We start from the raw sequence: 25,933 nt of genomic DNA on the forward strand, positions 1-25,933 counted from the left end.
ATCATGGAACTGTTAATGCCATGGATGGTGGCTATTTTTATCCCACTTGGATTGCTGTTTGGCAGCTTAGCCAACGTGATTATTTATCGTCTGCCGCTGATGCTTGGCGTAATAGATGAGAATGATTCAGAAGGGGCGGCGGTTAATTTGTGGTGGCCGCCGTCGCACTGCCCTGCCTGTAAATCGGATATTAAGCCCTGGGATAATATTCCGATTCTCAGTTGGCTGTTACTGAAGGGCAAATGCCGCCAGTGCGGCATTGCGATCCCGGTTATTTATCCGGTTTCTGAACTGGCGATGGGGCTGGTATGGGGGGCGCTGGCCTGGTTTTACCTGCCGCAATGGTCTCCTCAGCTCGCGCTGGCATATGCGCTGTTGTTTATGGTGCTCTACAGCGCGGCGGTTATCGATTTTAAACATCTGATTCTGCCGGACGCGCTGGTCTTCACCGTGCTCTGGGGCGGGCTACTGCTTGCCGCATCGGGCTACTCCATGGTGCGAGTGAAGGACGCGGTTTATGGCGTCGCCATCGCCTGGCTATTGCTGTGGGGCGTAATGAAGCTGTGGGAGATGTTCTGCAAACGCGACGGTCTGGGCTACGGCGACGTCAAGCTCTACGCCGCCTGCGGGGCATGGCTTGGCTGGCAGCGCCTGCCGGAATTACTCTGTTTTTCGGCGCTGACCGGGCTGCTGTTTTACGCCTGCGTGCGGTTATTTTATGCGCAAGAGGATGACAAACATCGCTTTTATATTCCGTTCGGTCCGGCTATCGCGCTGGTCGCGTTTTTACTTCTGCTCTGACGGGGGTCGATCGTGTCGTGTCTGATATGGAGCATATGGCTGACAATAGCGCCGCTGGCGACGACCAGCTGCGAGCAGGCCTGGCAGCAGGCTTTCGTTCCGTCATTACAGGCGGCGCAAGTGTGGTCAGAAGAGAACCTGCAGATATCGCCCAGCGCTGCAGAGGTGATTGATAATAACGCGCCGGTACGCTTTATCTGGCCCGTGGCAAAACGCCAGATCAGCTCAGGATTTGGACAACGCCTGCACCCTGTGCTGGGGCGCATGATGCAGCATAAAGGCATGGATATTCCTGTGCCATTCGGCAGCAGCGTGCATGCAATTGCCGACGGCGAAGTGGTGGAGAGCGGCTACGATCGCGGCGCCGGGTACTTTATCACTCTCCGTCATGCGGACGGCTGGCTGAGCCGCTATTTTCATCTCGCCTCTGCGCGGGTGCGTAAGGGCGAAAAGCTGACGGCGGGCGAAGAGATCGCCGCATCCGGCAGCAGCGGTTTTAGCACCGGTCCGCATCTGCATCTGGAAATTGCCTGGCGGGGCGTGGCGCTCGACCCGCAGCCCTTGCTGAACAACACCCCGATGCTGGCGCGCGCCGGGCGGGCGTCCACGGAAGAAAAATCCGACGCTCAGCCTCGGGTGGTGCTGGTTTCTCAGGGACCGGGCGGAACCCGGATTACCGTCCGGTTTAACAACAAAACGCGCACCGTGGCACCAGGTAGTATGGTGTTTGGCGACTATCAGGTCGTGCTGTTGCGCAGTGGTAAATATCAGATTATTTCCGTCGCATAAAGAGGGAGTGACAAATGAAAAGGACTGTTTTATCGGCAGGGCTGATCTCGGCAATGCTGCTTTTTAGCACAAGTGCAATATCTTCGAATAATGCTCCCAATTCAGGAAAAGACGTCAGCGCAAATTTTGGTTTTCTGACACGCACGCCGGCCTCACTGGGGCCACATTATTTTACCGTTCGGGTATCGTCGGTCTTTGGTTTTAATAACGGGGGAAGGATGTCATTCAGCGTAGATGCCTATCAGACTTTTGGCGTGAATGTGTACTGGAAAACAAAAGGATACGATCAGGATAAAGGCCGTAATATTCCTACCGCTGTCTCCCCAAATTTGCCGCGTTGTTCATTTAGCCGCGAAATACAGTGTGATAGCAGTAAAGGAAAACTTGGAGATAGAGGGTCATCAGAGCATCTTGAAGGTTTGGTTTGGACTTATAATGGCGTCATGAACAGTTATAATATAACAGGCAAGGTCCCCGATAAATGGAACAGGGTGACACGGTTCTTTGAGCATCGTTTTAGTGGCGCCCAGTGGAATAGTGGAGACAGCGGCAGTGCTCTTCCTCCTGGTCCTAAACCAGTTGATGATCCTAATGTTCGACTTTCCTCGGTCTTTTTCACCCAGTCAGACGATCTATGTGATGATGCGGGCAAATTTTGTGGTGGTCAGGATGGAAAGCAAACCCCTCAAAGCATAACTATCTCAAGTAACGATCTGGAATATCTCGTCATTGAGGTCATCGGGTTCCAGCATGACATTGGAGGCCCCGTAAATGCTGCCACTCACGAATTTTGGACATTCCCTGTTATGGCCGTAAAATATGTCCCCAAAGGGAATGGGAAGAAAATGAAAATATTAAGAACGGATAAAAATGCCTCGTCGGGAATGGAGGTATTTGTAAATAGTGAACATGCAGGTGGTTTTCCTTCATCAACCCCAAACAATAATACAGGGGGGTATTGGGATGCAGGTGACTCCAATATTCATGGCGGTGGCGAGGAAGTCGATTTCGAAAAGATTGATATTCTTGATGTCACTCTTAAATATAATAGCGAACGCATTGAATGGGAGAGGCCTGAAAATACAGGGATTGCTGTTGATTTCAGCAAAACGGATCTTAACTGTATTCCATGGGCCGTCGCTACCTGTCGCTATCCGGGACCGTGACAATAAATCGTTCCCCATAAACGTTATAAATCACTTAGTTTCCCCGCGAGGTTCACACGGATGTAAACCTCGCTTTTTATCTTTGAACAGGCTTTTCCTGCTCTGACTGATGGCGTTAGTAGGCGTTCACCACGACCCACATCGGTCCCTGCCCCACTGCATAACGCCCCTTCTCTGCCAGCAGCCCCTGCTCGCCAGCAATCTCATACACCGCGATATGGTGCGATTTTTGCCCGGCAGCAATCAGGTATTTACCGCTGTGATCGATATTAAACCCGCGCGGCTGAGTTTCAGTAGGCTGGAAACCCTCTTTGGTCAGCACGCTGCCATCTTCAGACACGCTAAAGATCGTAATCAGGCTGGCGGTGCGGTCACAGGCGTACAGATGACGACCATCCGGTGTAATGTGAATATCCGCTGCCCAACGGGTATCAGTGAAATCAGCCGGCATCATATCCAGCGTCTGCACACACTCAATCTTGCCGTACGGATCTTTCAGCGCCCAGACGTCAACGGAGCTGTTCAGCTCATTCACACAGTAGGCAAATTGCTTATTCGGATGGAACGTCATATGACGCGGGCCAGCACCTTCAACGGTGGTCACTTCAGCCGGTTCCTGCGCCACCAGATGTCCATCATCGCTTACCTCAAACAGACAGATACGATCCTGTTTCAACGCCGGAACCCACAGGATACGGTTATCCGGTGAGATGTTGGCCGAGTGGCAGCCGTCCAGACCTTCAACCACGTCAACCTGTTCCACCGGCAGGCCATCTTCCAGACGCGTGACGCTCACGCTCCCGGCGTTATAAGAGCCGACAAACACGAAACGTCCCTGATGATCGGTAGAAATATGCGTCGGGCTACCCGGCAGCGCAGACTCCGCCGCGAAGGTCAGCGCACCGTCATCAGGCGCAATGCGGTAAGCCAACACGCGAAACTCCGGGCGCACGCCAACATAGAGGTAGCGCTTATCCGGGCTGACGACCATCGGCTGTACCTGACCCGGCACATCAACCACCTGCGTCAGCGTCAAAGAACCATCATGATTCAGGCTCCAGACGTGGATTTGCTGACTTTCAGGGCTGGCGGTATAAACGGTTTGCTTCATGAATACTCCTTTGCTTTTTGGCAGGTGGCTGCAATTGCCTGACACACGCCTAAGGTAGACGCTTTTAACGGTGAATGCTTAATTAAGGCGCAGAATTTTGTCCGGCTCCCGTCTCGGTGTACCATTCCAGCAGACAAAATTCTCAACCTTAATCTGGAAATAACTATGACCGCACGCGTGATTGCCCTGGATTTAGACGGTACCCTGTTGACCCCGAAAAAAACCTTGCTGCCATCCTCTCTTGAAGCGCTCGCGCGCGCCAGAGAAGCAGGATACCAACTTATCATTGTCACAGGTCGCCATCACGTTGCTATTCATCCTTTTTATCAGGCACTGGCGCTGGATACACCTGCAATTTGCTGCAACGGCACCTACTTGTATGATTATCAGGCAAAAACGGTACTGGAATCCGATCCCCTTCCGGTAAACCAGGCATTACAGCTGATCGAAATGCTGGATGAACATCAGATCCACGGGCTGATGTATGTGGATGAGGCCATGCTGTATGAGCGCCCAACCGGGCATGTGGTGCGTACCGCTAACTGGGCGCAAACCCTGCCGCCGGAACAGCGCCCTACCTTCACCCAGGTCCCTTCGCTGGCGCAGGCCGCACATGACGTTAACGCCGTCTGGAAATTTGCCCTCACCGACGAAGATATTCCGAAACTGCAGCAGTTTGGTAAGCATGTTGAACAGCTGTTGGGGCTGGAGTGTGAATGGTCCTGGCACGATCAGGTCGACATTGCCCGTAAAGGCAACAGCAAAGGACGACGCCTTACCCAGTGGATTGAAGCACAGGGCGGGTCAATGGAAAACGTCATTGCCTTTGGTGACAACTTTAACGATATCAGCATGCTGGAAGCCGCAGGTACCGGCGTGGCGATGGGTAATGCGGACGACGCGGTCAAAGCCCGCGCCAACATCGTAATTGGTGACAACACCACCGACAGCATCGCGAAATTTATTTACTCCCACCTGCTGTAATCACGCGGTAATCGACACGCTCTTAATTTGCGCGTACAGCCACAGGCCAGGTTTGATACCCAGTTCATCCCTGGCCCACGGGCTGATCCTCGCCCACAGCGTTTTACCGCCCACTTCAAGCTGAACCTCCACCTGACCATTATCGTCATAGCACTGCGCGACTTTCGCCCGCAGCACGTTACGAATACTGGTCTGCTGCGGTGGTTGGAGCACCAGCGAAACATCAGATGCCTGAATACGAATACGCAGCGCAGTTTGCAGCGGTTGATCCAGCTTATTGACCCATAGATGCTGATCGCCAAGCGCCAGTGCAGTCATTGCGTAATGTGGATGATGTTCCAGCACGCTGACTTTCAGAATGCTGCTTTGCTGTTCCTTTGGTAGCCACGGGTGCATCACGCTGCTGCCCCAGACATCTTCCAGCGAACCGAACGCTTTAACCTGCCCGTTTTCCAGCACCATCACTTTGTCAGCCAGGTGCAAGATTTCATCGAGCGAGTGGCTGACGTACAGCATCGGAATATTAATTTCACGCGCCAGGCGTTGCAGGTAAGGCAACAGTTCACGCTTACGCGGGATATCCAGCGAGGCTAACGGCTCATCAAGCAACAACAGTTCCGGCGCGGTAAGCAGCGCCCGACCGATGGCTACGCGCTGTTTTTCACCGCCAGAAAGCCCGCCGGGCAGACGGTCAAGCAGCGATTCAATGCCCAACAGGGCCACCAGCTTATCAAACTGTCCGGCCATACTTTTCGCCATACCGTAACGCAGGTTGCCGCGCACTTTATAATGTGGAAACAGGCGCGCATCCTGGAAAACATAGCCCACCCGGCGTTTTTCGGGCGTTAAACAGATACCGTTCTCGACGTCGTTCAAAACCCGTCCGTTAAGCACGATGCGCCCGGACTGCGGCTGCGTCAGGCCGCTGATGGCGTTAATCAGCGAGGTTTTACCCGCACCGGAAACGCCAAAAATAGCTGTGATCCCACTGGCTGGCAGCGTTTCGTTGAGCGTCAGGCAATGCGTCCCCAGCGTCTGGGAGAAATTAAGTTCCAGCATGATTACCGCCCCGTCCGTTCACGGCTAATACGCGCCAGCCATTCAGAAATCAGCAGTGAAATCAGCGCTAACACAATAGAAATGATACATAACCTTGCCGCCGCGCTTTCGCCGCCAGGGGTCTGGATCAGGGTATACATCGCCGACGGGATAGTGCGGGTTTCGCCAGGAATATTGGAGACAAAGGTAATCGTTGCGCCAAATTCCCCGAGGGAACGCGCGAACGCCAGCACCGTACCGACAATAATGCCGGGTAGCATCAGCGGTAAAGTAATCGTCACAAATACGCGCCAGCGTCCAGCGCCCAGCGTGCGGGCCGCCTGCTCCAGCTTGACATCGACACCTTCCAGCGCCAGACGAATAGCCCGTACCATAAGCGGGAAAGACATCACCGCCGCAGCCAGTACCGCACCGCGCCAGCTAAAGGCAAAGGTAATGCCAAACCAGTCATACAGCCATTCGCCAATGAATCCGCGGCGTCCCATGGCAACCAACAGCAGATAGCCCACCACAACCGGCGGCAGTACCAGCGGCAAATGCAGAACGCTGTCGAGCAGCGCTTTGCCCGGGAACTTGCATCGCACAAGCAGCCAGGCAAAGAAGATCCCAAACGGCAGACTAAACAACACAGCCAGGGAAGAAACTTTCAGGCTCAGTATAACGGCCTGCCATTCAGGATCGGTCAGTATCATTACTTGGTCGTAAATCCATAACGTTTAAAGATTTCAGCAGCCTGCGGTCCTTTCAGGTAATCATAGAACGCGCTGACCGTTGCGTTTTTGTGCCCATCAACAATTGCGATAGGGTATTCCACTTTTTTGTGTGAATCTTCCGGGAAAGTCGCAACAACTTTTACGCCCTTGCTGGCGACAGCATCGGAACCATAAACGATCCCCAGCGGCGCTTCGTTACGCTCTACCAGCGCCAGCGCACCGCGCACATCTTCGGCAGGTGCCAGTTTCGGGGCCAGGGTATCCCATGCCCCCAATTTTTGCAGCGCTTCTTTAGCATAAATGCCCGCCGGAACATGTTCCGGATCGCCAACGGCCAGACGCCCACCATTTAACAAACGGGTCCAGTTGGTTTTGCTGTCGATGGTGAAGTCTTTCTGCGCACTGTCTTTCGGTGCGACAACCACCAGGCTGTTACCCAACAGCGTTTCACGCGTGGCGGTATCAATCGACTTTTTGTCTACTGCGTAATCCATCCATTTCTGATCGGCAGAGATAAACAGATCGGCCGGAGCGCCTGCTTCAATCTGGCGCGCCAGCGTGGAAGAAGACGCAAAAGAAGAGACAACGTCAACGTTCTTCTCTTTTTTGTATTGCGTCGCAATATCCTGCATCGCGTTAGTCAGTGAAGCCGCTGCGAAAACAGTAATCTTTCCTTCATCCGCCAGCGCATGCCCGGCAACAGTAAGAGAAAGTGTTGCCCCGGCAAACAAGCGTAACCATGTACGTGCCATCTGTAACTCCTTTGAGTTTCGTTATGTAGTCGCAAATATAACGAGTAAACCAGGATTTTCCCAGTGGTTATTGATACCAATTTGAGGTTACACGAAGAAAATATCGGCAGGGAAAGCAGGATCTTGAGAAACGGTAGACTGAGAAAACGGGTTGGAAGGCGTAAAAAATATAAACGCCCGACTGAGCGGGCGTTTGGGGAATCAATGATTCTGTCTGGACTGGTCTTTTTGACCGATACCGGAGAAAATGTTGAACACTTCACCCAGTCCGTAAATCAGACCCAGAATGATGGCCATTACCACAGGTACCATGATTACGGCGAATACCAGACTTTTCAATAACTCTAACATGGTCAACTCCAGATGTAGTCCTTAGCTGTATTCTAACCACATAACGCAGAAAAGCACTCCCCTTTTGTGCGGTCGGCTTTGCTCAGGCACGGTTTTCCGTCACAATACCCTTTTTTGCTAGGAGCTTGTGATGCAGGCCGAAATCCTTCTTACGCTGAAACTTCAGCAAAAACTGTTTGCCGATCCCCGTCGCATTTCTCTGCTTAAGCATATTGCGCTTTCCGGCTCTATCAGTCAGGGCGCGAAGGATGCAGGTATTAGCTACAAAAGCGCCTGGGATGCGATTAACGAAATGAACCAACTAAGCGAGCAGACGCTGGTTGAGCGCGCCACCGGCGGCAAAGGCGGCGGCGGCGCGGTATTAACGCGCTACGGCCAACGCTTAATCCAGTTGTATGATTTGCTGGCGCAGATCCAACAAAAAGCCTTTGATGTTTTGAGCGATGACGATGCGCTACCGCTCAATAGCCTGCTGGCGGCTATCTCTCGATTTTCACTGCAAACCAGCGCCCGTAACCAATGGTTTGGCACAATCACCGCCCGCGACCACGATCAGGTCCAGCAGCATGTCGACGTCCTGCTGGCCGATGGCGAAACGCGCCTGAAAGTGGCGATCACTGCGCAAAGCGGCGAGCGTCTGGGTCTTGAGGAAGGCAAAGAAGTACTGATTCTGCTGAAAGCGCCGTGGGTAGGAATCACTCAGGATGACGCCATCGCTCAGGCCGCCGATAACCAGTTGCAGGGCACGATTAGCCATATTGAACGTGGAGCGGAACAGTGTGAAGTGCTGATGACGTTGCCAGACGGCCAGACGCTGTGCGCCATCGTTCCGGCCCAAGACGCCGCAACGCTGCAAGAAGGCGCTAGCGTCACCGCCTGGTTTAATGCTGACAGAGTGATTATCGCCACGCTGTGCTGAGTAGATTGACATCAGCCTGAAGAACACGTATCCCTGTTATTAATCGCTGCAAATAATGGGATACAAAATGTCATCGTTGCAAATTTCGCAAGGCACGTTTCGTCTTAGCGACACAAAAACGCTCCAGTTAGATGCGTTGACGTTAAACGCGGGTGATAGCTGGGCGTTTGTTGGCGCTAACGGGAGCGGGAAATCCGCGCTGGCCCGCGCACTGGCGGGAGAGCTGCCGCTTCTGAAAGGCGAGCGCCACTGTCAGTTCACGCGTATTACCCGACTCTCCTTTGAGCAGCTACAAAAGCTAGTCAGCGACGAGTGGCAGCGAAACAACACCGATCTTCTTAGTCCCGGTGAAGACGACACCGGGCGCACCACCGCCGAAATCATCCAGGATGAGGTCAACGATCCCGCCCGCTGCGCTGCGTTGGCGCAGCAGTTTGGCATCTCTTCCCTGCTCAACAGGCGTTTCAAATACCTTTCCACCGGTGAAACACGTAAAACCCTGCTCTGTCAGGCGTTAATGTCCGCGCCGGATTTACTGATCCTTGATGAGCCCTTTGACGGGCTGGACGTAGCGTCACGCCGTCAGTTAGCAGAACTGCTCGCGGAGTTGCATCAGGCCGGCTTTACGCTGGTGCTGGTACTTAACCGCTTTGATGAAATACCCGAGTTCGTGCAGTTTGCTGGCGTACTTGCCGATTGCACACTGACAGAAACCGGCGCAAAAACCGAACTTCTGCAACAGGCATTAATCGCTCAGCTTGCCCATAGCGAGCGGCTGGAAGGAATTCAGTTACCTGAACCGGACGAGCCTTCGGTGCGCCGTACGTTGTCAGATAATGAGCCGCGAATTGTGCTTAACGATGGCACGGTCTCGTATAATGATCGCCCTATCCTTCACCATTTGAGCTGGCAGGTAAATCCGGGGGAACACTGGCAAATCGTCGGCCCCAACGGAGCGGGGAAATCAACCCTGCTCAGTTTAATCACCGGCGATCACCCCCAGGGTTACAGCAACGACCTGACCCTGTTTGGCCGTCGCCGTGGCAGCGGTGAAACTATCTGGGATATCAAAAAACACATCGGCTACGTCAGCAGCGGTCTGCATCTGGATTACCGGGTGAGTACCACAGTTCGCAACGTTATTCTCTCTGGTTATTTTGATTCAATCGGCATCTATCAGGCCGTTTCCGACAGGCAGCAAAAGCTGGTGCAACAGTGGCTGGATATCCTTGGCTTCGATAAACGTATCGCGGATGCGCCATTTCATAGTCTTTCCTGGGGACAGCAGCGGCTGGCACTGATTGTTCGCGCGCTGGTTAAACACCCGACGTTGTTGATCCTTGACGAGCCTTTGCAAGGGTTAGATCCGCTCAATCGCCAACTGATTCGCCGTTTTGTGGATGTGCTAATCGGTGAAGGTGAAACTCAACTGCTGTTCGTCTCTCACCACGCCGAAGATGCCCCAGCCTGCATTACCCATCGACTGGAGTTTGTGCCCGAGAACGACATCTACGCCTATCGACTAACGTCTCTGCGTTAGTTTTCATTGCAGGGCGTTTATCACGCCCTTTTTTTCTGCTTTTTTTCAGACAAACGCTGAAATAACAACCTAACATAATGATTTAAAATAAAATAACCATTAAAAATGCGTGAAACTTATGGAGTGTAAACGATTCCACTAATTTATTCCATGTCACACTTTTCGTATCTTTGTTATGCTATGGTTATTGCATACCATAGGCTTAACGGAGCGAATTATGAGAGTATTGGTTACAGGTGGTAGCGGTTACATTGGAAGCCACACTTGCGTGCAGTTGTTGAAAAACGGTCACGAGGTGGTGATCCTGGACAATCTCTGCAACAGCAAACGCAGCGTTTTGCCCGTCATTGAGCGTTTAGGTGGCAAGCAGCCGACCTTCGTGGAAGGGGATATCCGTAACGAAGCGCTGATAACCGAAATTCTACACGATCATGCCATTGACACGGTCATTCATTTTGCGGGTTTAAAAGCCGTTGGAGAATCCGTTGCCAAGCCGTTGGAGTACTATGACAACAACGTCAATGGCACCCTGCGTCTGGTGAATGCAATGCGCGCCGCCAACGTGAAAAACTTCATTTTCAGCTCCTCCGCGACCGTCTATGGCGATCAGCCGCAAATTCCTTACGTTGAAAGCTTCCCTACCGGCACGCCGCAAAGTCCGTACGGCAAAAGCAAGCTGATGGTAGAACAAATCCTGACCGACCTGCAAAAAGCACAACCCGACTGGAGTATCGCTTTACTGCGCTACTTTAACCCGGTTGGTGCTCATCCGTCGGGCGATATGGGGGAAGATCCGCAAGGTATTCCCAACAACCTGATGCCTTACATCGCACAAGTTGCCGTGGGCCGCCGCGAGTCCCTTGCCATATTTGGCAACGACTACCCAACTGAAGATGGTACCGGCGTTCGCGACTACATCCACGTGATGGATCTCGCCGACGGCCACGTCGTCGCGATGGAAAAACTGGCGGGCAAACGGGGTGTGCATATTTACAACCTCGGAGCAGGCATCGGCAGCAGCGTACTGGACGTGGTCAACGCCTTCAGCAAAGCCTGCGGTAAACCCATTAATTACCATTTCGCCCCGCGCCGTGATGGCGATCTTCCGGCTTACTGGGCAGATGCCAGCAAAGCCGATCGCGAGCTTAACTGGCGCGTGACCCGCACACTGGATGAAATGGCACAAGACACCTGGCACTGGCAGTCACGCCACCCGCAAGGATATTCGGATTAAGGACCAATCATGACGCAATTCAATCCTGTCGATCATCCACATCGCCGTTTTAACCCGCTCACCGGGCAGTGGATCCTCGTATCACCGCATCGCGCCAAACGCCCGTGGCAAGGGGCGCAGGAAACCCCGTCTAAGCAGGTACTGCCTGCACATGACCCGGACTGTTTCCTGTGTGCTGGCAATACGCGCGTTACCGGTGATGTAAATCCGGATTACACCGGAACCTATGTTTTTACCAATGATTTTGCGGCGCTGATGTCCGATACCCCGGACGCGCCGGACAGTCACGATCCGTTGATGCGTTGCCAGAGCGCGCGCGGTACCAGCCGCGTAATTTGCTTCTCGCCAGATCACAGCAAAACGCTGCCAGAACTCAGCGTCCCTGCGCTGACAGAAATCGTAAAAACGTGGCAGGAGCAGACCGAAGACTTAGGGAAAACCTATCCCTGGGTGCAGGTATTTGAGAATAAAGGCGCGGCGATGGGGTGCTCGAACCCGCACCCGCACGGTCAAATTTGGGCCAACAGCTTTTTGCCCAACGAAGCTGAACGTGAAAATCGCCTACAGAAAGCATACTTCGCCGAACAGGGCGCGCCGATGCTCGTTGATTACGTCCAGCGTGAACTGGCAGACGGCAGCCGTACGGTCGTTGAAACTGAGCACTGGCTGGCGGTTGTCCCTTACTGGGCCGCGTGGCCGTTCGAAACGCTGCTGCTGCCGAAAGCGCATGTGCTGCGTATTACCGATTTGACCAACGAGCAGCGTGCTGACCTGGCGCTGGCGTTGAAAAAACTGACCAGTCGTTACGACAACCTGTTCCAGTGCTCATTCCCCTACTCCATGGGCTGGCACGGCGCGCCGTTTAACGGTGAAGAAAACGAACACTGGCAGTTGCACGCGCACTTTTACCCGCCGCTGCTGCGTTCCGCGACCGTGCGTAAATTTATGGTCGGTTATGAAATGCTGGCAGAAACCCAGCGAGATCTGACCGCAGAACAAGCGGCTGAGCGACTGCGTGCGGTCAGCGACATCCATTTTCGCGAATCCGGAGTGTAAATAATGAGTCTGAAAGAAAAAACACAATCTCTGTTTACAGAAACGTTTGGCTACCCTGCCACCCATACTATTCAGGCACCGGGTCGTGTAAACCTGATCGGCGAACATACCGATTATAACGACGGCTTCGTTTTGCCCTGCGCCATCGACTATCAAACCGTCATCAGCTGCGCGGCGCGCGACGATCGAAAAGTACGCGTCATCGCCGCTGATTACGACAATCAGGTTGATGAGTTCTCTCTCGATGCGCCGATTATCGCCCACGATAGCCAGCAGTGGTCAAACTACGTGCGTGGCGTGGTAAAACATCTGCAAAAGCGCAATAACGCCTTTGGCGGCGCGGATCTGGTGATCAGCGGTAACGTCCCGCAGGGTGCGGGCTTAAGCTCTTCTGCCTCACTGGAAGTCGCTGTTGGTACGGTATTCCAGCAGCTCTATCATCTGCCGCTCGACGGCGCGCAGATTGCCCTGAATGGCCAGGAAGCTGAAAACCAGTTTGTCGGTTGTAACTGCGGCATCATGGATCAACTGATCTCCGCACTTGGCAAGAAAGATCATGCGCTGCTGATCGACTGCCGTACGCTGGGCACCAAAGCCGTTTCTATGCCTGAGGGTGTAGCGGTGGTGATCATCAACAGCAACTTTAAACGCACGCTGGTCGGTAGCGAATACAACACCCGTCGCGAACAGTGTGAAACTGGCGCGCGTTTCTTCCAGCAGCCAGCGCTGCGTGATGTCAGCCTCGAAGCGTTTAACGCTGTCGCCCACGAGCTGGATCCGATTGTTGCCAAACGCGTGCGCCACGTCATCACGGAAAATGCGCGTACCGTTGAAGCCGCACAGGCACTGGAAAAAGGCGACCTGCTGCGCATGGGCCAGCTGATGGCGGAATCTCACGCCTCAATGCGCGATGACTTTGAAATCACGGTGCCGCAAATTGATACACTGGTAGAGATTGTCAAAGCGACCATCGGTGATAAAGGCGGTGTGCGGATGACCGGCGGCGGCTTCGGCGGCTGCATCGTGGCGCTGATCCCGCAAGATTTGGTTCCTGCCGTACAGCAGGCTGTCGCCACACAGTACGAGGCAAAAACCGGTATTAAAGAAACATTCTACGTCTGCAAACCTTCACAAGGAGCCGGACAATGTTAAACGAAATCCCTGTGCAGGCTCCGGACGGTCAACCGTTTCGCCTGCTCACCCTGCGCAATGACGCAGGGATGGTAGTCACGCTCATGGACTGGGGCGCGACCCTGCTCTCTGCGCGTATTCCGCTTAGCGATGGTAGCGTGCGCGAAGCATTACTCGGCTGCGCCAGTCCGGAACAATACCCGGAACAGGCTGCATTTCTGGGGGCTTCGATTGGCCGCTACGCGAACCGTATCGCCAACAGCCGCTATACCTTTGCTGGCGAAACCGTTGAATTACTGCCAAGTCAGGGCAATAACCAACTGCACGGCGGACCAGACGGTTTCGACAAACGTCGCTGGCAGATAGTCAATCAGAATGACCGTCAGGTGCTGTTCGCCTTAACGTCTGACGATGGCGATCAGGGCTTCCCAGGCCATCTTTGCGCCACCGTGCAGTATCGCCTGACTGATGATAATCGTATTTCGATAACTTATCGTGCCACGGTCGATAAACCCTGCCCGGTGAATCTGACAAATCACGTCTATTTTAACCTCGACGGCGATAAAACGGATGTGCGCCAGCATAAGCTGCAAATTCTGGCGGACGAGTACTTACCGGTTGACGAAATGGGTATCCCGCATGATGGACTGAAATCCGTCGCCGGTAGCACGTTCGATTTCCGCACCCCTAAAATCATCAGTAGTGAATTTCTGGCCGATGACGATCAGCGCAAGGTGAAAGGTTACGATCACGCCTTCCTGCTTCAGGCACAGGGCAACGCGCGTACGCCGGTCGCTCAGTTGTGGTCACAGGATGAAAAACTGCAGATGGTGGTCTACACCTCGGCCCCGGCATTGCAGTTTTACTCCGGTAATTTCCTCGGTGGTACGCCTTCCCGCGGGCCAGAGGCCTACGAAGACTGGCAAGGCCTGGCGCTGGAAAGTGAATTTCTGCCGGACAGCCCGAACCACCCCGAGTGGCCACAGGCAGATTGCTTCCTGCGTCCGGGTGAAGAGTATGCCAGCGTGACGGAATATCAGTTTATTCCAGCTTGATCGTTTCCCCTCCCAGGCCCGATGACATATCTTTTCGGGCCTGGTGCTTGTTAATCACAGTAGAACCGCTCAAATCCCCACCACTCAAAGACAAAATCGCAACCTTGAGTTCACAAGAACCTTACACTGTAGCGCTATTTTCGCTATGGTTATGCGTAAGCATTGCCGCTTACACATTACGGCAATATAATGAGAATTATTATCATTCGATATGATTTATAGGAGTGAATGTATGGCTGTAACTAAGCTGGTTCTGGTACGTCACGGTGAAAGTCAGTGGAACAACGAAAACCGTTTTACCGGTTGGTATGATGTTGATCTGTCCGAGAAAGGCGTGGGCGAAGCAAAAGCGGCAGGAAAACTGCTGAAAGAGGAAGGCTACAGCTTTGATTTTGCTTATACCTCTGTGCTGAAACGTGCCATCCACACCCTGTGGAACGTACTGGACGAACTGGATCAGGCCTGGCTGCCGGTTGAGAAATCCTGGAAACTGAACGAACGCCATTACGGTGCGCTGCAGGGTTTGAACAAAGCAGAAACCGCTGAAAAATACGGTGATGAGCAGGTTAAGCAGTGGCGTCGCGGCTTTGCGGTTACCCCGCCGGAACTGACCAAAGACGACGAGCGTTACCCGGGTCACGATCCGCGTTATGCGAAGCTGACCGACAAAGAGTTACCAGTTACCGAAAGCCTGGCGCTGACTATCGATCGCGTTATCCCTTACTGGAATGAAACCATTCTGCCGCGCATGAAAAGCGGTGAGCGCGTAATTATCGCCGCTCACGGTAACTCTCTGCGTGCGCTGGTTAAATACCTGGATAACATGGGCGAAGATGAGATCCTTGAACTGAACATCCCGACCGGCGTACCGCTGGTGTATGAGTTCGACGAAAACTTCAAGCCGATCAAACACTACTATCTGGGTAACGCTGACGAGATCGCAGCAAAAGCGGCGGCCGTTGCGAACCAGGGTAAAGCGAAGTAATTTTCGCGGTAAGTTAAAGACAAAGCGTGGATTCCTCCACGCTTTTTTATTTCGGCACGACCAGAAAATGTAGGCCGGATAAGACATCGCCCCATCCGGCAGTCTGCAACGGAATGCCTGATGGCGCTACGCTTCTCAGGCCTACGGGACTTGGTTAACCGCGACGCGCTTTTACCGCATCCGCCAGTTGACGCAACACCGCATCGGTATCTTCCCAACCAATGCAGGCGTCGGTGATGCTCTTACCGTAGGTCAGCGGCTCACCGCTATCCGGATTCTGATTACCTTCCACCAAATGGCTTTCGATCATCACGCCAATAATTGCTTTTTCGCCACCGGCGACTTGTCCGCAAACATCTTTCGCAACATCCATCTGCTTTTTGAACTGCTTGCTGGAGTTGGCATGGCTGAAGTCGATCATCACTTGCGCAGAGAGTCCTGCTTTGACCAGACCTTCTTTCACGTCCGCAACGTGCTGAGCGCTGTAGTTCGGCTCTTTGCCACCGCGCAGAATGATATGGCAATCGCCATTACCACTGGTATTCACGATCGCTGAATGACCCCATTTGGTGACAGACAGGAAGCAGTGCGGTGCCCCTGCAGCGTTGATTGCATCAATCGCCACTTTGATGGTGCCATCGGTACCGTTTTTAAAACCAACCGGGCAGGACAGACCCGATGCTAGCTCGCGGTGCACCTGAGATTCTGTTGTACGTGCCCCAATTGCGCCCCAGCTCATCAGATCGGCGAGATATTGTGGGGTGATCATATCGAGGAATTCACCCGCAGTCGGCAATCCGCTGTCGTTGATATCCAGCAGCAGTTTACGCGCAATGCGCAGCCCATCATTGATCTGGAAGCTATTGTCCATGTGCGGATCGTTGATAAGCCCTTTCCAGCCAACGGTGGTACGCGGTTTTTCAAAATAGACGCGCATGACGATTTCAAGCTCACCTTTTAACGCTTCGCGCAGCGCCAGCAGACGAGTGGCATACTCTTTGGCAGCTGCCGGATCATGAATAGAGCACGGCCCAATCACCACCAGAAGGCGATCGTCGCTCCCTTTCAGAATTTTATGAATCGCCTTACGGGCATGAGCCACCGTATTGGCGGCATTTTCAGTAGCGGGGAATTTTTCCAGCAGTGCGACTGGTGGTAATAACTCGTTGATCTCTTTAATGCGTAAATCGTCGTTCTGATAATTCATGATTATTCCAGCGTTGCCATACTTATATAAATGAATGCAATCCCTCCAATCTATATCTTCAGTCATAAAGTGTAAACGGGGTTTTACACTTTGGACGGATTAATCCTGGAATTGGCCAAAAAAACGCAATAAAGTAGCGAAAAACGAGATCCAAACTACAATTTCTAACTGTAACAACTTTAATTTTCATAGATTTCAAGATTCTATGCTGGTTTTAATTTCCATAGCAAAACGATTAACCACATATTAATGATGTAACTGGCACATGCACTGTTGGAAGACGTTATCCGACATATCGACCTTAACAGGAGCATATTATGCATATGACAAAGCTGGCTTCACTCTTCCTTACCGCTACACTCAGCCTCGCCAGCGGCGCGGCACTGGCTGCTGAAAGCAACGCGCAGTCCAATAACGGTCAGGCAAATTCCTCGGCTGATGCAGGACAAGTCGCCCCAGACGCCCGCGAAAACGTGGCGCCAAATAATGTCGACAACAGTAACGTGAATTCAGGTGGCACAATGCTGCACCCGGACGGTTCATCAATGAACCATGAAGGGATGACCAAAGATGAGATGCACAAAAACACGATGTGTAAGGACGGTCGCTGCCCTGATGTGAATAAGAAGGTTGAGACCGGAAACGGCATCAACAATGATGTTGACACAAAAACTGATGGCACCACGCAGTAACGCTGAAATTAAAGCTAATAACGGGAGAGCAATAGCTCTCCTTTTTAATTTTATCATCCCAAAAACGGTATGATGGCATACAGTAAAGATGAGAATAACAAAGGGATGGCATAATGGCGCACGCACATACTCATACTTCCTCTGAACAACCCAAGGACAATAATGCCCGCCGACTGATGTTCGCATTCTGCATTACAGCCGGATTTATGTTGGTTGAAGTGGTGGGTGGCATACTTTCTGGTTCACTGGCCTTGCTGGCCGACGCCGGGCATATGCTCACGGATGCTGCGGCGCTGCTTTTCGCGCTGCTGGCCGTCCGGTTTTCCCGTCGCCCGCCCACAATACGACACACCTTCGGCTGGCTGAGGCTCACGACGCTGGCCGCATTTGTTAATGCCATCGCATTGGTCGTTATCACCATTTTAATCGTCTGGGAGGCGATTGAGCGCTTCCAGACGCCTCGCCCCGTGGCTGGCGGCATGATGATGGTTATTGCTGTCGCGGGTCTACTGGCCAACGTGCTCGCTTTTTGGGTTTTACATCGCGGCAGTGAAGAGAAAAATCTGAACGTCCGCGCCGCGGCGCTGCATGTGATGGGCGATTTACTCGGCTCGGTCGGGGCAATCATCGCTGCGCTGATTATTATCTGGACGGGCTGGACACCCGCGGACCCAATTCTCTCGATTCTGGTTTCCGTGCTGGTGCTGCGTAGCGCCTGGCGATTGCTAAAAGATAGCGTTAATGAATTACTGGAAGGTGCCCCGCTGACGCTGGATATCGCCGCACTGCAGCGCCATCTCAGCCGGGATATTCCTGAAGTCCGCAACGTTCACCATGTCCATGTCTGGATGGTGGGCGAAAAACCGGTAATGACACTGCATGTTCAGGTGATCCCGCCACACGATCACGATGCGTTGCTGGAGCGTATTCAGCATTTCCTTATCCATCACTACCAGATTGAACACGCCACAATCCAGATGGAGTATCAGCCGTGCAATGGGCCGGACTGTCACCTGTATCAGGGCGTGTCCGGCCATTCACATCATCACCATTAATGAGAAAGCGCGTGGGAACCCCGCTCACGCGCGCTGTTAATCCACATCCTGCTACCGTTCAGGGCGATAACCGTCAGGATCATATATTCCAGCGACATGGCATATACGCCTTGCAGGGCAAAGATCACCACGCTAATGACGTTAATGATCACCCACAGCAGCCAGTTTTCAACGTATTTGCGCGTCATCAGGATCATCGCCGCAATCGACAGCACCATCATGCAGGAGTCCCAGAACGGGAATGCATCGGGTTGTAGTTCAGGCACAACAACCTGTAATCCCAATGCCTGCATAATATTCACCGCAATGCCTGTCAGGAACGCAAAGACCGGATCGATATAGATCGACATCAGGCCGATCGCCACCACGCAAGCCGCCAGCCAGCCGATCGCTTTTGGAAGCGGTAGCCAGCGAATTTTCAGTTCCGCTTCATGCTGGTTGGTTTGCCGGGACCAGGCATACCAGCCGTAGATATTTGCGGCAAAGAAGAAAACTTGCAGCAACAAGCTGGCATAGAGCTGGATCTGAAAGAAGATAATTGCAAACAGCGTGACGTTTATCAGACCGAAGAAGTAATTGCTGATTTTCTCAAGGCTCGCCAGGCCAATACACAGCAACCCGGCGATCGTTCCCACGGCTTCGATCCACGACAAATCGTAACCACCCGCGCCAATCGGAATATGTACCAGAATGTTCTGCGTGCTAAAAAAGTCCATCTTTTCCCCCAGAGCAAAAATAAATAATTACGCTCGAAGTGTAGCCGCAAATTCCAACATACGGTTTAACGGCAAAAGCGCCCCTTCTCTCAGCGAGTCCTCAACATGTATCTCATGAGCCGCGCCGCCATGTTCCAGGCCCTCAGCAATCGCTTTCAGGCCATTCATCGCCATCCACGGACAATGCGCACAGCTGCGACAGGTTGCCCCCTCGCCAGCCGTCGGAGCTTCAAGCAGCTCTTTATCCGGAACGGCCTGCTGCATTTTGTAAAAAATGCCCCGGTCAGTCGCCACAATCAACTGCTTATGCGGTAACGATTTAGCCGCGTTGATGAGCTGGCTGGTTGAGCCAACCGCATCTGCCATATCAACGATAGACTGAGGGGACTCCGGGTGCACCAGCACCGCGGCATCAGGGTAAAGCCCTTTCATGCGTGTTAAGGCCTGGGTTTTAAACTCGTCGTGGACGATGCAGGCGCCCTGCCAACAGAGCACGTCTGCGCCGGTCTGTTTTTGCACGTAGTTGCCCAGATGTCTGTCCGGAGCCCAGATGATTTTTTCACCTAAACTATCAAGATGCTCAATAAGCTCAACCGCGATACTGGAAGTCACGACCCAGTCCGCACGTGCTTTAACGGCAGAAGAGGTATTGGCGTAAACCACCACGGTACGATCCGGATGCGCGTCGCAAAATGCGCTGAACGCGTCAATCGGACAGCCCAGATCTAATGAACATTCCGCCTGTAAGGTCGGCATCAGGATGGTCTTTTCCGGGCTGAGAATTTTGGCAGTTTCTCCCATAAACCTCACGCCCGCAACCAGCAGCGTAGAGGCAGAATGCTTTGCACCGAACCGCGCCATCTCCAGAGAATCAGAAATACAGCCCCCGGTCTCTTCCGCTAACTGCTGAATTTCAGGATCGGTGTAATAATGCGCGACCATAACGGCATCACGCTCTTTCAGCAGGCGCTTGATTTTTTCACGATAAAATTGCTTTTCATCCACACTTAGCGGTACTGGCTTCGGCGGAAACGGATAAATTGCTGCTTCTGGATCAAACATCACGCTCATCTTGCTTTCTCGTTTCACTGGCTTAACGAAATAACCGATTAAAAGCGTGACGCACGCCATATTCGGTTTGATTTGTTTTGTATGCTAAACAAGATAGCGGATTGGCGCAGAAAAGTCACAATAATTGCGTGTGATGAATGCCGGATGGCGTCTGACGTCTTATCCGGCCTACAGGAGTAGTGTCGTCTGTAGGCTGAAAAGCAAAGGACATCAGGCAATCTTATAAATCGCAGATAGCAAAAAGGCGCCTTTAGGGCGCCTTTTTACACTGGTGGGGCGTGCAGGATTCGAACCTGCGACCAATTGATTAAAAGTCAACTGCTCTACCAACTGAGCTAACGCCCCCGTATGGGGTTTACTGCTTCAATTATTCAGGATGGTGGGTCGTGCAGGATTCGAACCTGCGACCAATTGATTAAAAGTCAACTGCTCTACCAACTGAGCTAACGACCCGCTCGGATGTCACCTGAAAAATTCTTTACTCGACACCAATATAAGAATTGGTGGGGCGTGCAGGATGACTCGACTTCGTCTCGCCCTAACGGGCCGTTGCTAAAGCAACGTTATCCTTCACGTTTAACACCTGAGTACAATGTTAAAGTTGGTGGGGCGTGCAGGATTCGAACCTGCGACCAATTGATTAAAAGTCAACTGCTCTACCAACTGAGCTAACGCCCCGAGTGGTGGGTGATGACGGGATCGAACCGCCGACCCCCTCCTTGTAAGGGAGGTGCTCTCCCAGCTGAGCTAATCACCCGATACTACGCTGGATACTGCATTAAGTGGTGGGGCGTGCAGGATTCGAACCTGCGACCAATTGATTAAAAGTCAACTGCTCTACCAACTGAGCTAACGCCCCACTTTTTTCGCCGCTTTCGGGCTGTTTGATATCCCTTGGCAACGGCGGCATATATTACTGATTTCAGATTTTAGCGCAACAAAAATTTCGATGTAAATAACTCAACTGCTTAGGAATCACACGACACGACCAGAAATAACACGATTTCTGGTCGCATGGTGGTCATTACATCGCGCCAAGGCGTTTTTGCGCTTGTTTCGCGCCATCAGTGCCAGGATATTTAGTGATAACCTGCTGATAAACCGCTTTAGCTTTTGCTGTGTCACCTTTGTCCTGCATGATGACGCCGACTTTATACATCGCGTCTGCAGCCTTAGGTGATTTTGGGAAGTTTTTAACTACCGAAGCAAAATAGAACGCAGCATCATCTTTTTTACCCTTGTTGTAATTCAACTGACCCAGCCAGTAATTCGCATTGGGCAGGTAAGTAGAGTCCGGGTACTTTTTGATGAAGTTCTGAAATGCTTCAATTGCGTCATCCTGGCGGGATTTATCCTGCACCAGAGCAATCGCTGCATTGTAATCGGTATTCGCATCGCCAGTTTGCACGGGAGCCCCTGACGTTGCTGCAGCTCCCGCATCAGGTGCAGGGGTTGCCGCCCCACTCTGATCGCCACCTGTAGACTGTGCCGCAGGCGCACTACCGCTGCCAAGATTATTCATCTGCAGCAATATCTGCTTCTGTCGCTCAACAACCTGATTCAGTTGATATTGATTTTCCTGAATTTGACCACGCAGGGAATCGATATCGGACTGATTATCGGAGAGTTGTTGCTGGAGTTGGGTTAAAAGCTGACTGTGAGCGTTAGAAATACGCTCGAGTTGAGTGACACGGTCTTCGACCGAGCCTGAGCCGACACTACTGATTGGCGCCTGTGCAAAAGCGGCCCAGGGGGCCGCTATGCCAACCAGTAACGACAGACTCAACAGGTGATGTCTGAAGTTACTGCTCATGCAATTCTCTTAGTAAACCAGTACGGCGCGACGGTTTTTGGCGTAAGCCGCTTCGTCATGACCCAGTACTGCAGGTTTTTCTTTACCGTAAGAAACGATGGAGATCTGGTCAGCAGAAACGCCTTTACCCTGCAGGTACATCTTAACGGCGTTCGCACGACGCTCACCCAGGGAGATGTTGTACTCAGGAGTACCACGTTCGTCCGCATGACCTTCTACGGTGACTTTGTAAGACGGGTTGCTACGCAGGAAGTTAGCGTGAGCATCCAGCATTGCAGCGAAGTCAGAACGGATATCGTACTTGTCCAGATCGAAGTAAACGATGTTGTTCTGCTGCAGCTGTTGCATCTGAAGACGCGCTTGCTCTTCAGAAGACATGTTGCCGCTGCCGTTTGCATCCATACCAGTGCCGGCACCCAGCATGCCTTCGCTGCCGTCATTGCTGGCGTTCTTGTTAGAAGAACACGCTGCAATAGCCATAACAGGCAGAGCAATCATCAGCCCTTTCAGCACTTTGTTCAGTTGCATTTCAATGATTCCTTTATTAATCAATTATTTATTATCACAGATACGGCGACCAGGCAGGGAATTTAACCTGACCATCAGTTGCCGGAAGACGCGCTTTGAAACGCCCATCTGTAGAAACCAAATTCAGCACGGATCCCATCCCCTGAGAAGAGCTGTAGATTACCATAGTGCCGTTAGGTGCCAGACTTGGCGTTTCATCCAGGAACGTTGACGACAGGACTTGTACGCCACCCGCTACCAGATCTTGTTTGGCAATGTGTTGCTGACCATTGGCTGAGCTTACCATTACCATAAACTTACCGTCGCTGCTCACATCCGCATCCTGGTTTTGCGAACCTTCCCAGGTAATACGCTGCGGAGCACCGCCGTTGACGTTAACTTTATATACCTGCGGACGACCGGCCTGGTCAGAGGTAAAGGCCAGGTTTTGGCTGTCCGGGAACCAGGTAGGTTCCGTGTTGTTGCTGCGACCATCCGTCACCTGACGGATCTGACCGGAACCAATGTCCATGACATACAGGTTCAGGCTACCGGTTTTAGACAGGGCAAACGCCAGTTTGCTGCCATCCGGAGAAAACGCAGGTGCACCGTTGTGACGTGGGAACGACGCTACCTGACGAACCGCGCCATTAGACAACGTCTGAATAACCAGCGCAGAACGACCGCTTTCGAAAGTGACGTATGCCAGCTTTGAACCGTCCGGAGACCATGCCGGAGACATCAGCGGCTGCGGAGAACGGTGTACCACGAACTGGTTGTAGCCATCGTAGTCGGATACACGTAATTCGTACGGGAACTGGCCGCCGTTCGTCTGAACAACATAAGCGATACGGGTACGGAATGCACCTTTAATACCGGTCAGTTTTTCAAACACTTCGTCACTTGCAGTATGTCCCGCGTAACGCAACCACTGCTTGTTCACTTTATAGGTGTTCTGTGCCAGTACGGTACCCGGTGCGCCACCGGTATCTACCAGTTGATAAGCAACGCTGTAGGAACCATCCGGATTTGGCGTAACCTGACCTACTACCACGGCATCAATACCCAGCGCAGACCATGCGGCAGGTTGAACTTCCTGTGCGGTACCCGGCTGCTGCGGCAGACGAGAACGGTCTAACGGATTAAATTTACCGCTGTTACGCAGGTCGGCACCTACGATACCACCGATATCTTCAGGTGCAGCACCCGGCCCTGCCCACTGGAAGGGGACAACACCAATCGGGCGTGCCGAGTCCACCCCCTGGGTGATCTCGATACGTACTTCTGCGTGCAGCACCGCTGCCCACAGCATCAGAAAACCAAATGCTACTCGTAATGCCTGCTTCATCATATCTCCCTTATCTGGACGGAAAGCCCACGATAATTTAGCAGAATGTTAACAAACTCAAATACACAAAACTACCAGAACGCTGTCTCAACCTTAGACCGTTTCCCCTGAATTCTCAGGGACGTTATTACAGTTTAAAGTCCAGCTTGGCATCTTTTACTTTTTCATAAACAGCCTGGCTAGGCGGTTTAGGAATTCTGGCTGTTTTCGCAGCCGTCAGCGCAGCCTGACACAATGCCGGATCTCCGCCCTCTTCGGTCACATCCAGTAACAGACCATCGGGTGCTAACTTGATATGTAATACGCAAGATTTACCCGCATACAAATCGGCACCATACAGGCGGCTCTGGATCGCATTACGAATTTGAGATGCGTAAGCACTGATATCAGCGCCAGATGCACCGCCATTTGCACCACTTGTACCACTATCTTTCGCCGGTTGACCGTTTCCTTTCGCTCCACCACCTGATTTCGGTGCATTCTTACCGGAGCTTAAGTCGCCCAACAAGTCGTCAACGCCAGAGGCTGCAGCTGCTTTTTCGGCCGCAGCCTTTTTCGCAGCCGCCGCTTTATCTGCCGCAGCTTTCTTATCGGCAGCGGCTTTCTCGGCTGCAGCTTTTTTATCTGCTGCTGCTTTTTCCGCTGCAGCTTTCTTATCAGCCGCAGCCTTTTCAGCAGCGGCAGCTTTCGCGGCAGCGGCTTTTTCTGCTTTCTCCGCAGCAGCTTTCTCGGCTGCTGCTTGCTTGGCGGCTTCAGCCTGAGCTTTCTTCGCAGCGTCTGCGGCAGCCTTAGCAGCTTGTGCTTCGGCAATTTTCTTCGCATCAGCAGCGGCTTTAGCGGCTTCAGCCTCTGCTTTTTTCTGTGCGTCCGCAGCGGCTTTCTTCGCGGCATCTGCCGCTTGTTTCGCCTGAGCATCAGCTTTGGCCTTCGCGTCTGCAGCAGCCTTCGCCGCAGCTTCTTCAGCCTGTTTCTGTTGCTCTTGCGCTTTCGCGGCGGCGGCTTCGGCCTGTTTCTGCTGTTCCGCCTGTTCGCGCACTTTTTCCTGCGCGGCTAAACGTTCTTTTTCAAGTTGCTTCAGTCGCTCTTGCTCGGCCGCCTGCTTCTCGCGAAGCTCCTCAGCTTGCTGCTGCGCCTGTTTTTCACGCTGCTCTTCTGCACGTTTAGCACTTGCCTGCTGTTGCTGCTGCCTGTCGTACTGTTGCACAACGGCGCCAGGATCGACCATAACGGCGTCGATGGACGAACCGCCACCGCCGCCGGCTGAAGCATCAATGTGCTCATCGAACGAACTCCAGATCAGCGCTGCAAATAAAATGACATGCAGCACCGCTGAAATAATTATCGCCCTTTTGAGCTTGTCGTTTTGTTCGGTTGCCTTTGACACTCTCGGTTCCCAAAAAACTGTTCGCCTGTTACGCGCTATCTTTCAAGCCAGCAAAACGTAGTCATCAGATTGGCTGCGTCATCAAGCCAACCGATTTTACGCCTGCACTGTGTAACAAGTTCAGCGCTTTAATTATTTCATCATAAGGCACGTCTTTCGCACCACCGATTAAAAAGACCGTTTTCGGATTGGTCTGCAGGCGACTTTTCGCTTCCGCGATAACCTGCTCCGGCGGCAGTTGATCCATACGATCTTTCTCAACGACCACGCTGTATTGCCCTATCCCGGAAACTTCAATAATGACCGGCGGTTCGTCGTTACTACTGACAGCTTGCGATTCGGTCGCATCCGGCAGGTCGACTTCCACACTCTGCGTAATAATCGGCGCGGTTGCCATAAAGATCAGCAACAGCACCAGTAGTACGTCGAGCAGCGGTACAATATTGATTTCGGACTTGAGTTCGCGACGACCTCGTCCACGCGTTCTGGCCATG

At 52.6% G+C, this 25,933-nt stretch carries 26 protein-coding genes and 5 tRNA genes; 13 read left to right on the forward strand and 18 right to left on the reverse strand.

Annotation, left to right across the window (positions count from 1 at the left end; translation table 11 throughout):
* Nucleotides 1–3 precede the first annotated feature (3 nt).
* Genes HV314_RS17340 through HV314_RS17350 form a run of 3 tightly spaced genes read left to right on the forward strand, consistent with a single transcriptional unit; the run spans nt 4 to nt 2,756 of the window.
* Nucleotides 4–801 (forward strand): prepilin peptidase, encoded by a 798-nt coding sequence (locus tag HV314_RS17340; RefSeq protein ID WP_181546291.1) that lies wholly within the window; start codon nt 4–6, stop codon nt 799–801.
* Between the two features lie 12 nt (nt 802–813).
* Nucleotides 814–1,590, forward strand: coding sequence for a M23 family metallopeptidase (locus HV314_RS17345; RefSeq protein WP_326928832.1), 777 nt, complete (start codon nt 814–816; stop codon nt 1,588–1,590).
* Nucleotides 1,591–1,604: 14 nt separating this feature from the next.
* Nucleotides 1,605–2,756 carry a hypothetical protein gene (locus tag HV314_RS17350; protein ID WP_181546293.1) on the forward strand — a complete coding sequence of 384 codons (1,152 nt, stop codon included), beginning with the start codon at nt 1,605–1,607 and terminating at the stop codon, nt 2,754–2,756.
* A 115-nt stretch (nt 2,757–2,871) separates the two neighbouring features.
* Here the strand turns inward: HV314_RS17350 and pgl are convergent, their stop codons facing one another.
* Nucleotides 2,872–3,867, reverse strand: coding sequence for a 6-phosphogluconolactonase (gene pgl / locus HV314_RS17355; RefSeq protein WP_049042052.1), 996 nt, complete (start codon nt 3,865–3,867; stop codon nt 2,872–2,874).
* Between the two features lie 165 nt (nt 3,868–4,032).
* On the opposite strand from pgl, the gene HV314_RS17360 reads away from it, so the two are divergent.
* Nucleotides 4,033–4,851, forward strand: a complete 819-nt coding sequence (locus HV314_RS17360) for a pyridoxal phosphatase (RefSeq protein ID WP_181546295.1) — start codon at nt 4,033–4,035, stop codon at nt 4,849–4,851.
* Here the strand turns inward: HV314_RS17360 and modC are convergent, their stop codons facing one another.
* The 4 genes from modC to HV314_RS17380 all read right to left on the reverse strand — a co-directional run bounded on the left by modC (nt 4,852) and on the right by HV314_RS17380 (nt 7,726).
* Nucleotides 4,852–5,910, reverse strand: coding sequence for a molybdenum ABC transporter ATP-binding protein ModC (gene modC, locus HV314_RS17365; protein WP_016152328.1), 1,059 nt, complete (start codon nt 5,908–5,910; stop codon nt 4,852–4,854).
* A gap of 2 nt (nt 5,911–5,912) precedes the next feature.
* On the reverse strand, nt 5,913–6,602 hold the full coding sequence (gene modB / locus HV314_RS17370; protein WP_016152327.1) for a molybdate ABC transporter permease subunit: 690 nt from the start codon (nt 6,600–6,602) through the stop codon (nt 5,913–5,915).
* Complete coding sequence (gene modA, locus HV314_RS17375) at nt 6,602–7,375, reverse strand: molybdate ABC transporter substrate-binding protein (protein ID WP_016152326.1); 774 nt, start codon at nt 7,373–7,375, stop codon at nt 6,602–6,604. The genes modB and modA overlap by 1 nt, the downstream gene beginning before the upstream one ends.
* Nucleotides 7,376–7,576: 201 nt before the next feature.
* Complete coding sequence (locus HV314_RS17380; protein ID WP_003023026.1) at nt 7,577–7,726, reverse strand: AcrZ family multidrug efflux pump-associated protein; 150 nt, start codon at nt 7,724–7,726, stop codon at nt 7,577–7,579.
* 130 nt (nt 7,727–7,856) lie between these two features.
* Here HV314_RS17380 and modE point away from each other — a divergent pair, with 130 nt between their 5' ends.
* The 7 genes from modE (at nt 7,857) to gpmA (ending at nt 15,646) form a co-directional block, all read left to right on the forward strand.
* Nucleotides 7,857–8,645 (forward strand): molybdenum-dependent transcriptional regulator, encoded by a 789-nt coding sequence (gene modE, locus HV314_RS17385; RefSeq protein WP_181546297.1) that lies wholly within the window; start codon nt 7,857–7,859, stop codon nt 8,643–8,645.
* Nucleotides 8,646–8,712: 67 nt separating this feature from the next.
* Nucleotides 8,713–10,185, forward strand: coding sequence for a molybdate ABC transporter ATP-binding protein ModF (gene modF, locus HV314_RS17390; protein ID WP_181546299.1), 1,473 nt, complete (start codon nt 8,713–8,715; stop codon nt 10,183–10,185).
* Between the two features lie 217 nt (nt 10,186–10,402).
* Nucleotides 10,403–11,419, forward strand: a complete 1,017-nt coding sequence (galE, locus tag HV314_RS17395) for a UDP-glucose 4-epimerase GalE (protein ID WP_181546301.1) — start codon at nt 10,403–10,405, stop codon at nt 11,417–11,419.
* Nucleotides 11,420–11,428: 9 nt separating this feature from the next.
* Entirely contained in the window at nt 11,429–12,475 is a 1,047-nt protein-coding gene (galT, locus tag HV314_RS17400) for a galactose-1-phosphate uridylyltransferase (protein WP_016156021.1), read from the forward strand.
* Nucleotides 12,476–12,478: 3 nt separating this feature from the next.
* Nucleotides 12,479–13,627 (forward strand): galactokinase, encoded by a 1,149-nt coding sequence (galK, locus tag HV314_RS17405; RefSeq protein ID WP_080859023.1) that lies wholly within the window; start codon nt 12,479–12,481, stop codon nt 13,625–13,627.
* The gene (gene galM / locus HV314_RS17410; protein ID WP_181546303.1) at nt 13,621–14,661 is read left to right on the forward strand and encodes a galactose-1-epimerase; all 1,041 of its coding nucleotides are present in this window, start codon (nt 13,621–13,623) and stop codon (nt 14,659–14,661) included. The genes galK and galM overlap by 7 nt, the downstream gene beginning before the upstream one ends.
* 232 nt (nt 14,662–14,893) lie before the next feature.
* Nucleotides 14,894–15,646: a 2,3-diphosphoglycerate-dependent phosphoglycerate mutase gene (gene gpmA, locus HV314_RS17415; RefSeq protein ID WP_003022999.1), complete on the forward strand. Its 753-nt coding sequence runs from the start codon at nt 14,894–14,896 to the stop codon at nt 15,644–15,646.
* Nucleotides 15,647–15,800: 154 nt separating this feature from the next.
* Here gpmA and aroG read toward each other — a convergent pair whose 3' ends face one another.
* A complete protein-coding gene (gene aroG, locus HV314_RS17420) occupies nt 15,801–16,853 on the reverse strand; it encodes a 3-deoxy-7-phosphoheptulonate synthase AroG (protein ID WP_016152319.1) in 1,053 nt (350 codons plus the stop codon).
* 317 nt (nt 16,854–17,170) lie between these two features.
* Here aroG and HV314_RS17425 point away from each other — a divergent pair, with 317 nt between their 5' ends.
* Both HV314_RS17425 and zitB read left to right on the forward strand, forming a co-directional pair.
* On the forward strand, nt 17,171–17,545 hold the full coding sequence (locus HV314_RS17425) for a YbgS-like family protein (RefSeq protein WP_016152318.1): 375 nt from the start codon (nt 17,171–17,173) through the stop codon (nt 17,543–17,545).
* Between the two features lie 113 nt (nt 17,546–17,658).
* Nucleotides 17,659–18,600 carry a CDF family zinc transporter ZitB gene (gene zitB / locus HV314_RS17430; RefSeq protein WP_019076308.1) on the forward strand — a complete coding sequence of 314 codons (942 nt, stop codon included), beginning with the start codon at nt 17,659–17,661 and terminating at the stop codon, nt 18,598–18,600.
* On the opposite strand, the gene pnuC is transcribed toward zitB, so the two are convergent.
* From pnuC to tolR, 12 genes are all read right to left on the reverse strand, one after another.
* Entirely contained in the window at nt 18,597–19,316 is a 720-nt protein-coding gene (pnuC, locus tag HV314_RS17435; protein ID WP_016152316.1) for a nicotinamide riboside transporter PnuC, read from the reverse strand. The genes zitB and pnuC overlap by 4 nt on opposite strands.
* Before the next feature lie 27 nt (nt 19,317–19,343).
* The gene (nadA, locus tag HV314_RS17440; protein ID WP_181546305.1) at nt 19,344–20,387 is read right to left on the reverse strand and encodes a quinolinate synthase NadA; all 1,044 of its coding nucleotides are present in this window, start codon (nt 20,385–20,387) and stop codon (nt 19,344–19,346) included.
* 269 nt (nt 20,388–20,656) lie between these two features.
* Nucleotides 20,657–20,732 (reverse strand) — tRNA-Lys (locus HV314_RS17445).
* A 32-nt stretch (nt 20,733–20,764) separates the two neighbouring features.
* Nucleotides 20,765–20,840 (reverse strand) — tRNA-Lys (locus tag HV314_RS17450).
* A 149-nt stretch (nt 20,841–20,989) separates the two neighbouring features.
* Nucleotides 20,990–21,065, reverse strand: a tRNA-Lys gene (locus tag HV314_RS17455).
* Between the two features lie 3 nt (nt 21,066–21,068).
* A tRNA-Val gene (locus HV314_RS17460) sits at nt 21,069–21,144 on the reverse strand.
* 26 nt (nt 21,145–21,170) lie between these two features.
* Nucleotides 21,171–21,246 (reverse strand) — tRNA-Lys (locus HV314_RS17465).
* A 165-nt stretch (nt 21,247–21,411) separates the two neighbouring features.
* Entirely contained in the window at nt 21,412–22,200 is a 789-nt protein-coding gene (gene cpoB, locus HV314_RS17470; RefSeq protein ID WP_016156016.1) for a cell division protein CpoB, read from the reverse strand.
* 9 nt (nt 22,201–22,209) lie between these two features.
* Complete coding sequence (gene pal / locus HV314_RS17475) at nt 22,210–22,728, reverse strand: peptidoglycan-associated lipoprotein Pal (RefSeq protein ID WP_003022983.1); 519 nt, start codon at nt 22,726–22,728, stop codon at nt 22,210–22,212.
* Between the two features lie 34 nt (nt 22,729–22,762).
* Nucleotides 22,763–24,055: a Tol-Pal system beta propeller repeat protein TolB gene (tolB, locus tag HV314_RS17480; protein ID WP_003022981.1), complete on the reverse strand. Its 1,293-nt coding sequence runs from the start codon at nt 24,053–24,055 to the stop codon at nt 22,763–22,765.
* Between the two features lie 127 nt (nt 24,056–24,182).
* Complete coding sequence (gene tolA / locus HV314_RS17485) at nt 24,183–25,439, reverse strand: cell envelope integrity protein TolA (RefSeq protein ID WP_016152313.1); 1,257 nt, start codon at nt 25,437–25,439, stop codon at nt 24,183–24,185.
* Between the two features lie 64 nt (nt 25,440–25,503).
* Nucleotides 25,504–25,932, reverse strand: a complete 429-nt coding sequence (tolR, locus tag HV314_RS17490; RefSeq protein ID WP_003022978.1) for a colicin uptake protein TolR — start codon at nt 25,930–25,932, stop codon at nt 25,504–25,506.
* Between the last annotated feature and the right edge of the window lies 1 nt (nt 25,933).

It is taken from the genome of Citrobacter sp. RHBSTW-00887 (genome assembly GCF_013728095.1).
Taxonomy (GTDB): domain Bacteria; phylum Pseudomonadota; class Gammaproteobacteria; order Enterobacterales; family Enterobacteriaceae; genus Citrobacter; species Citrobacter braakii.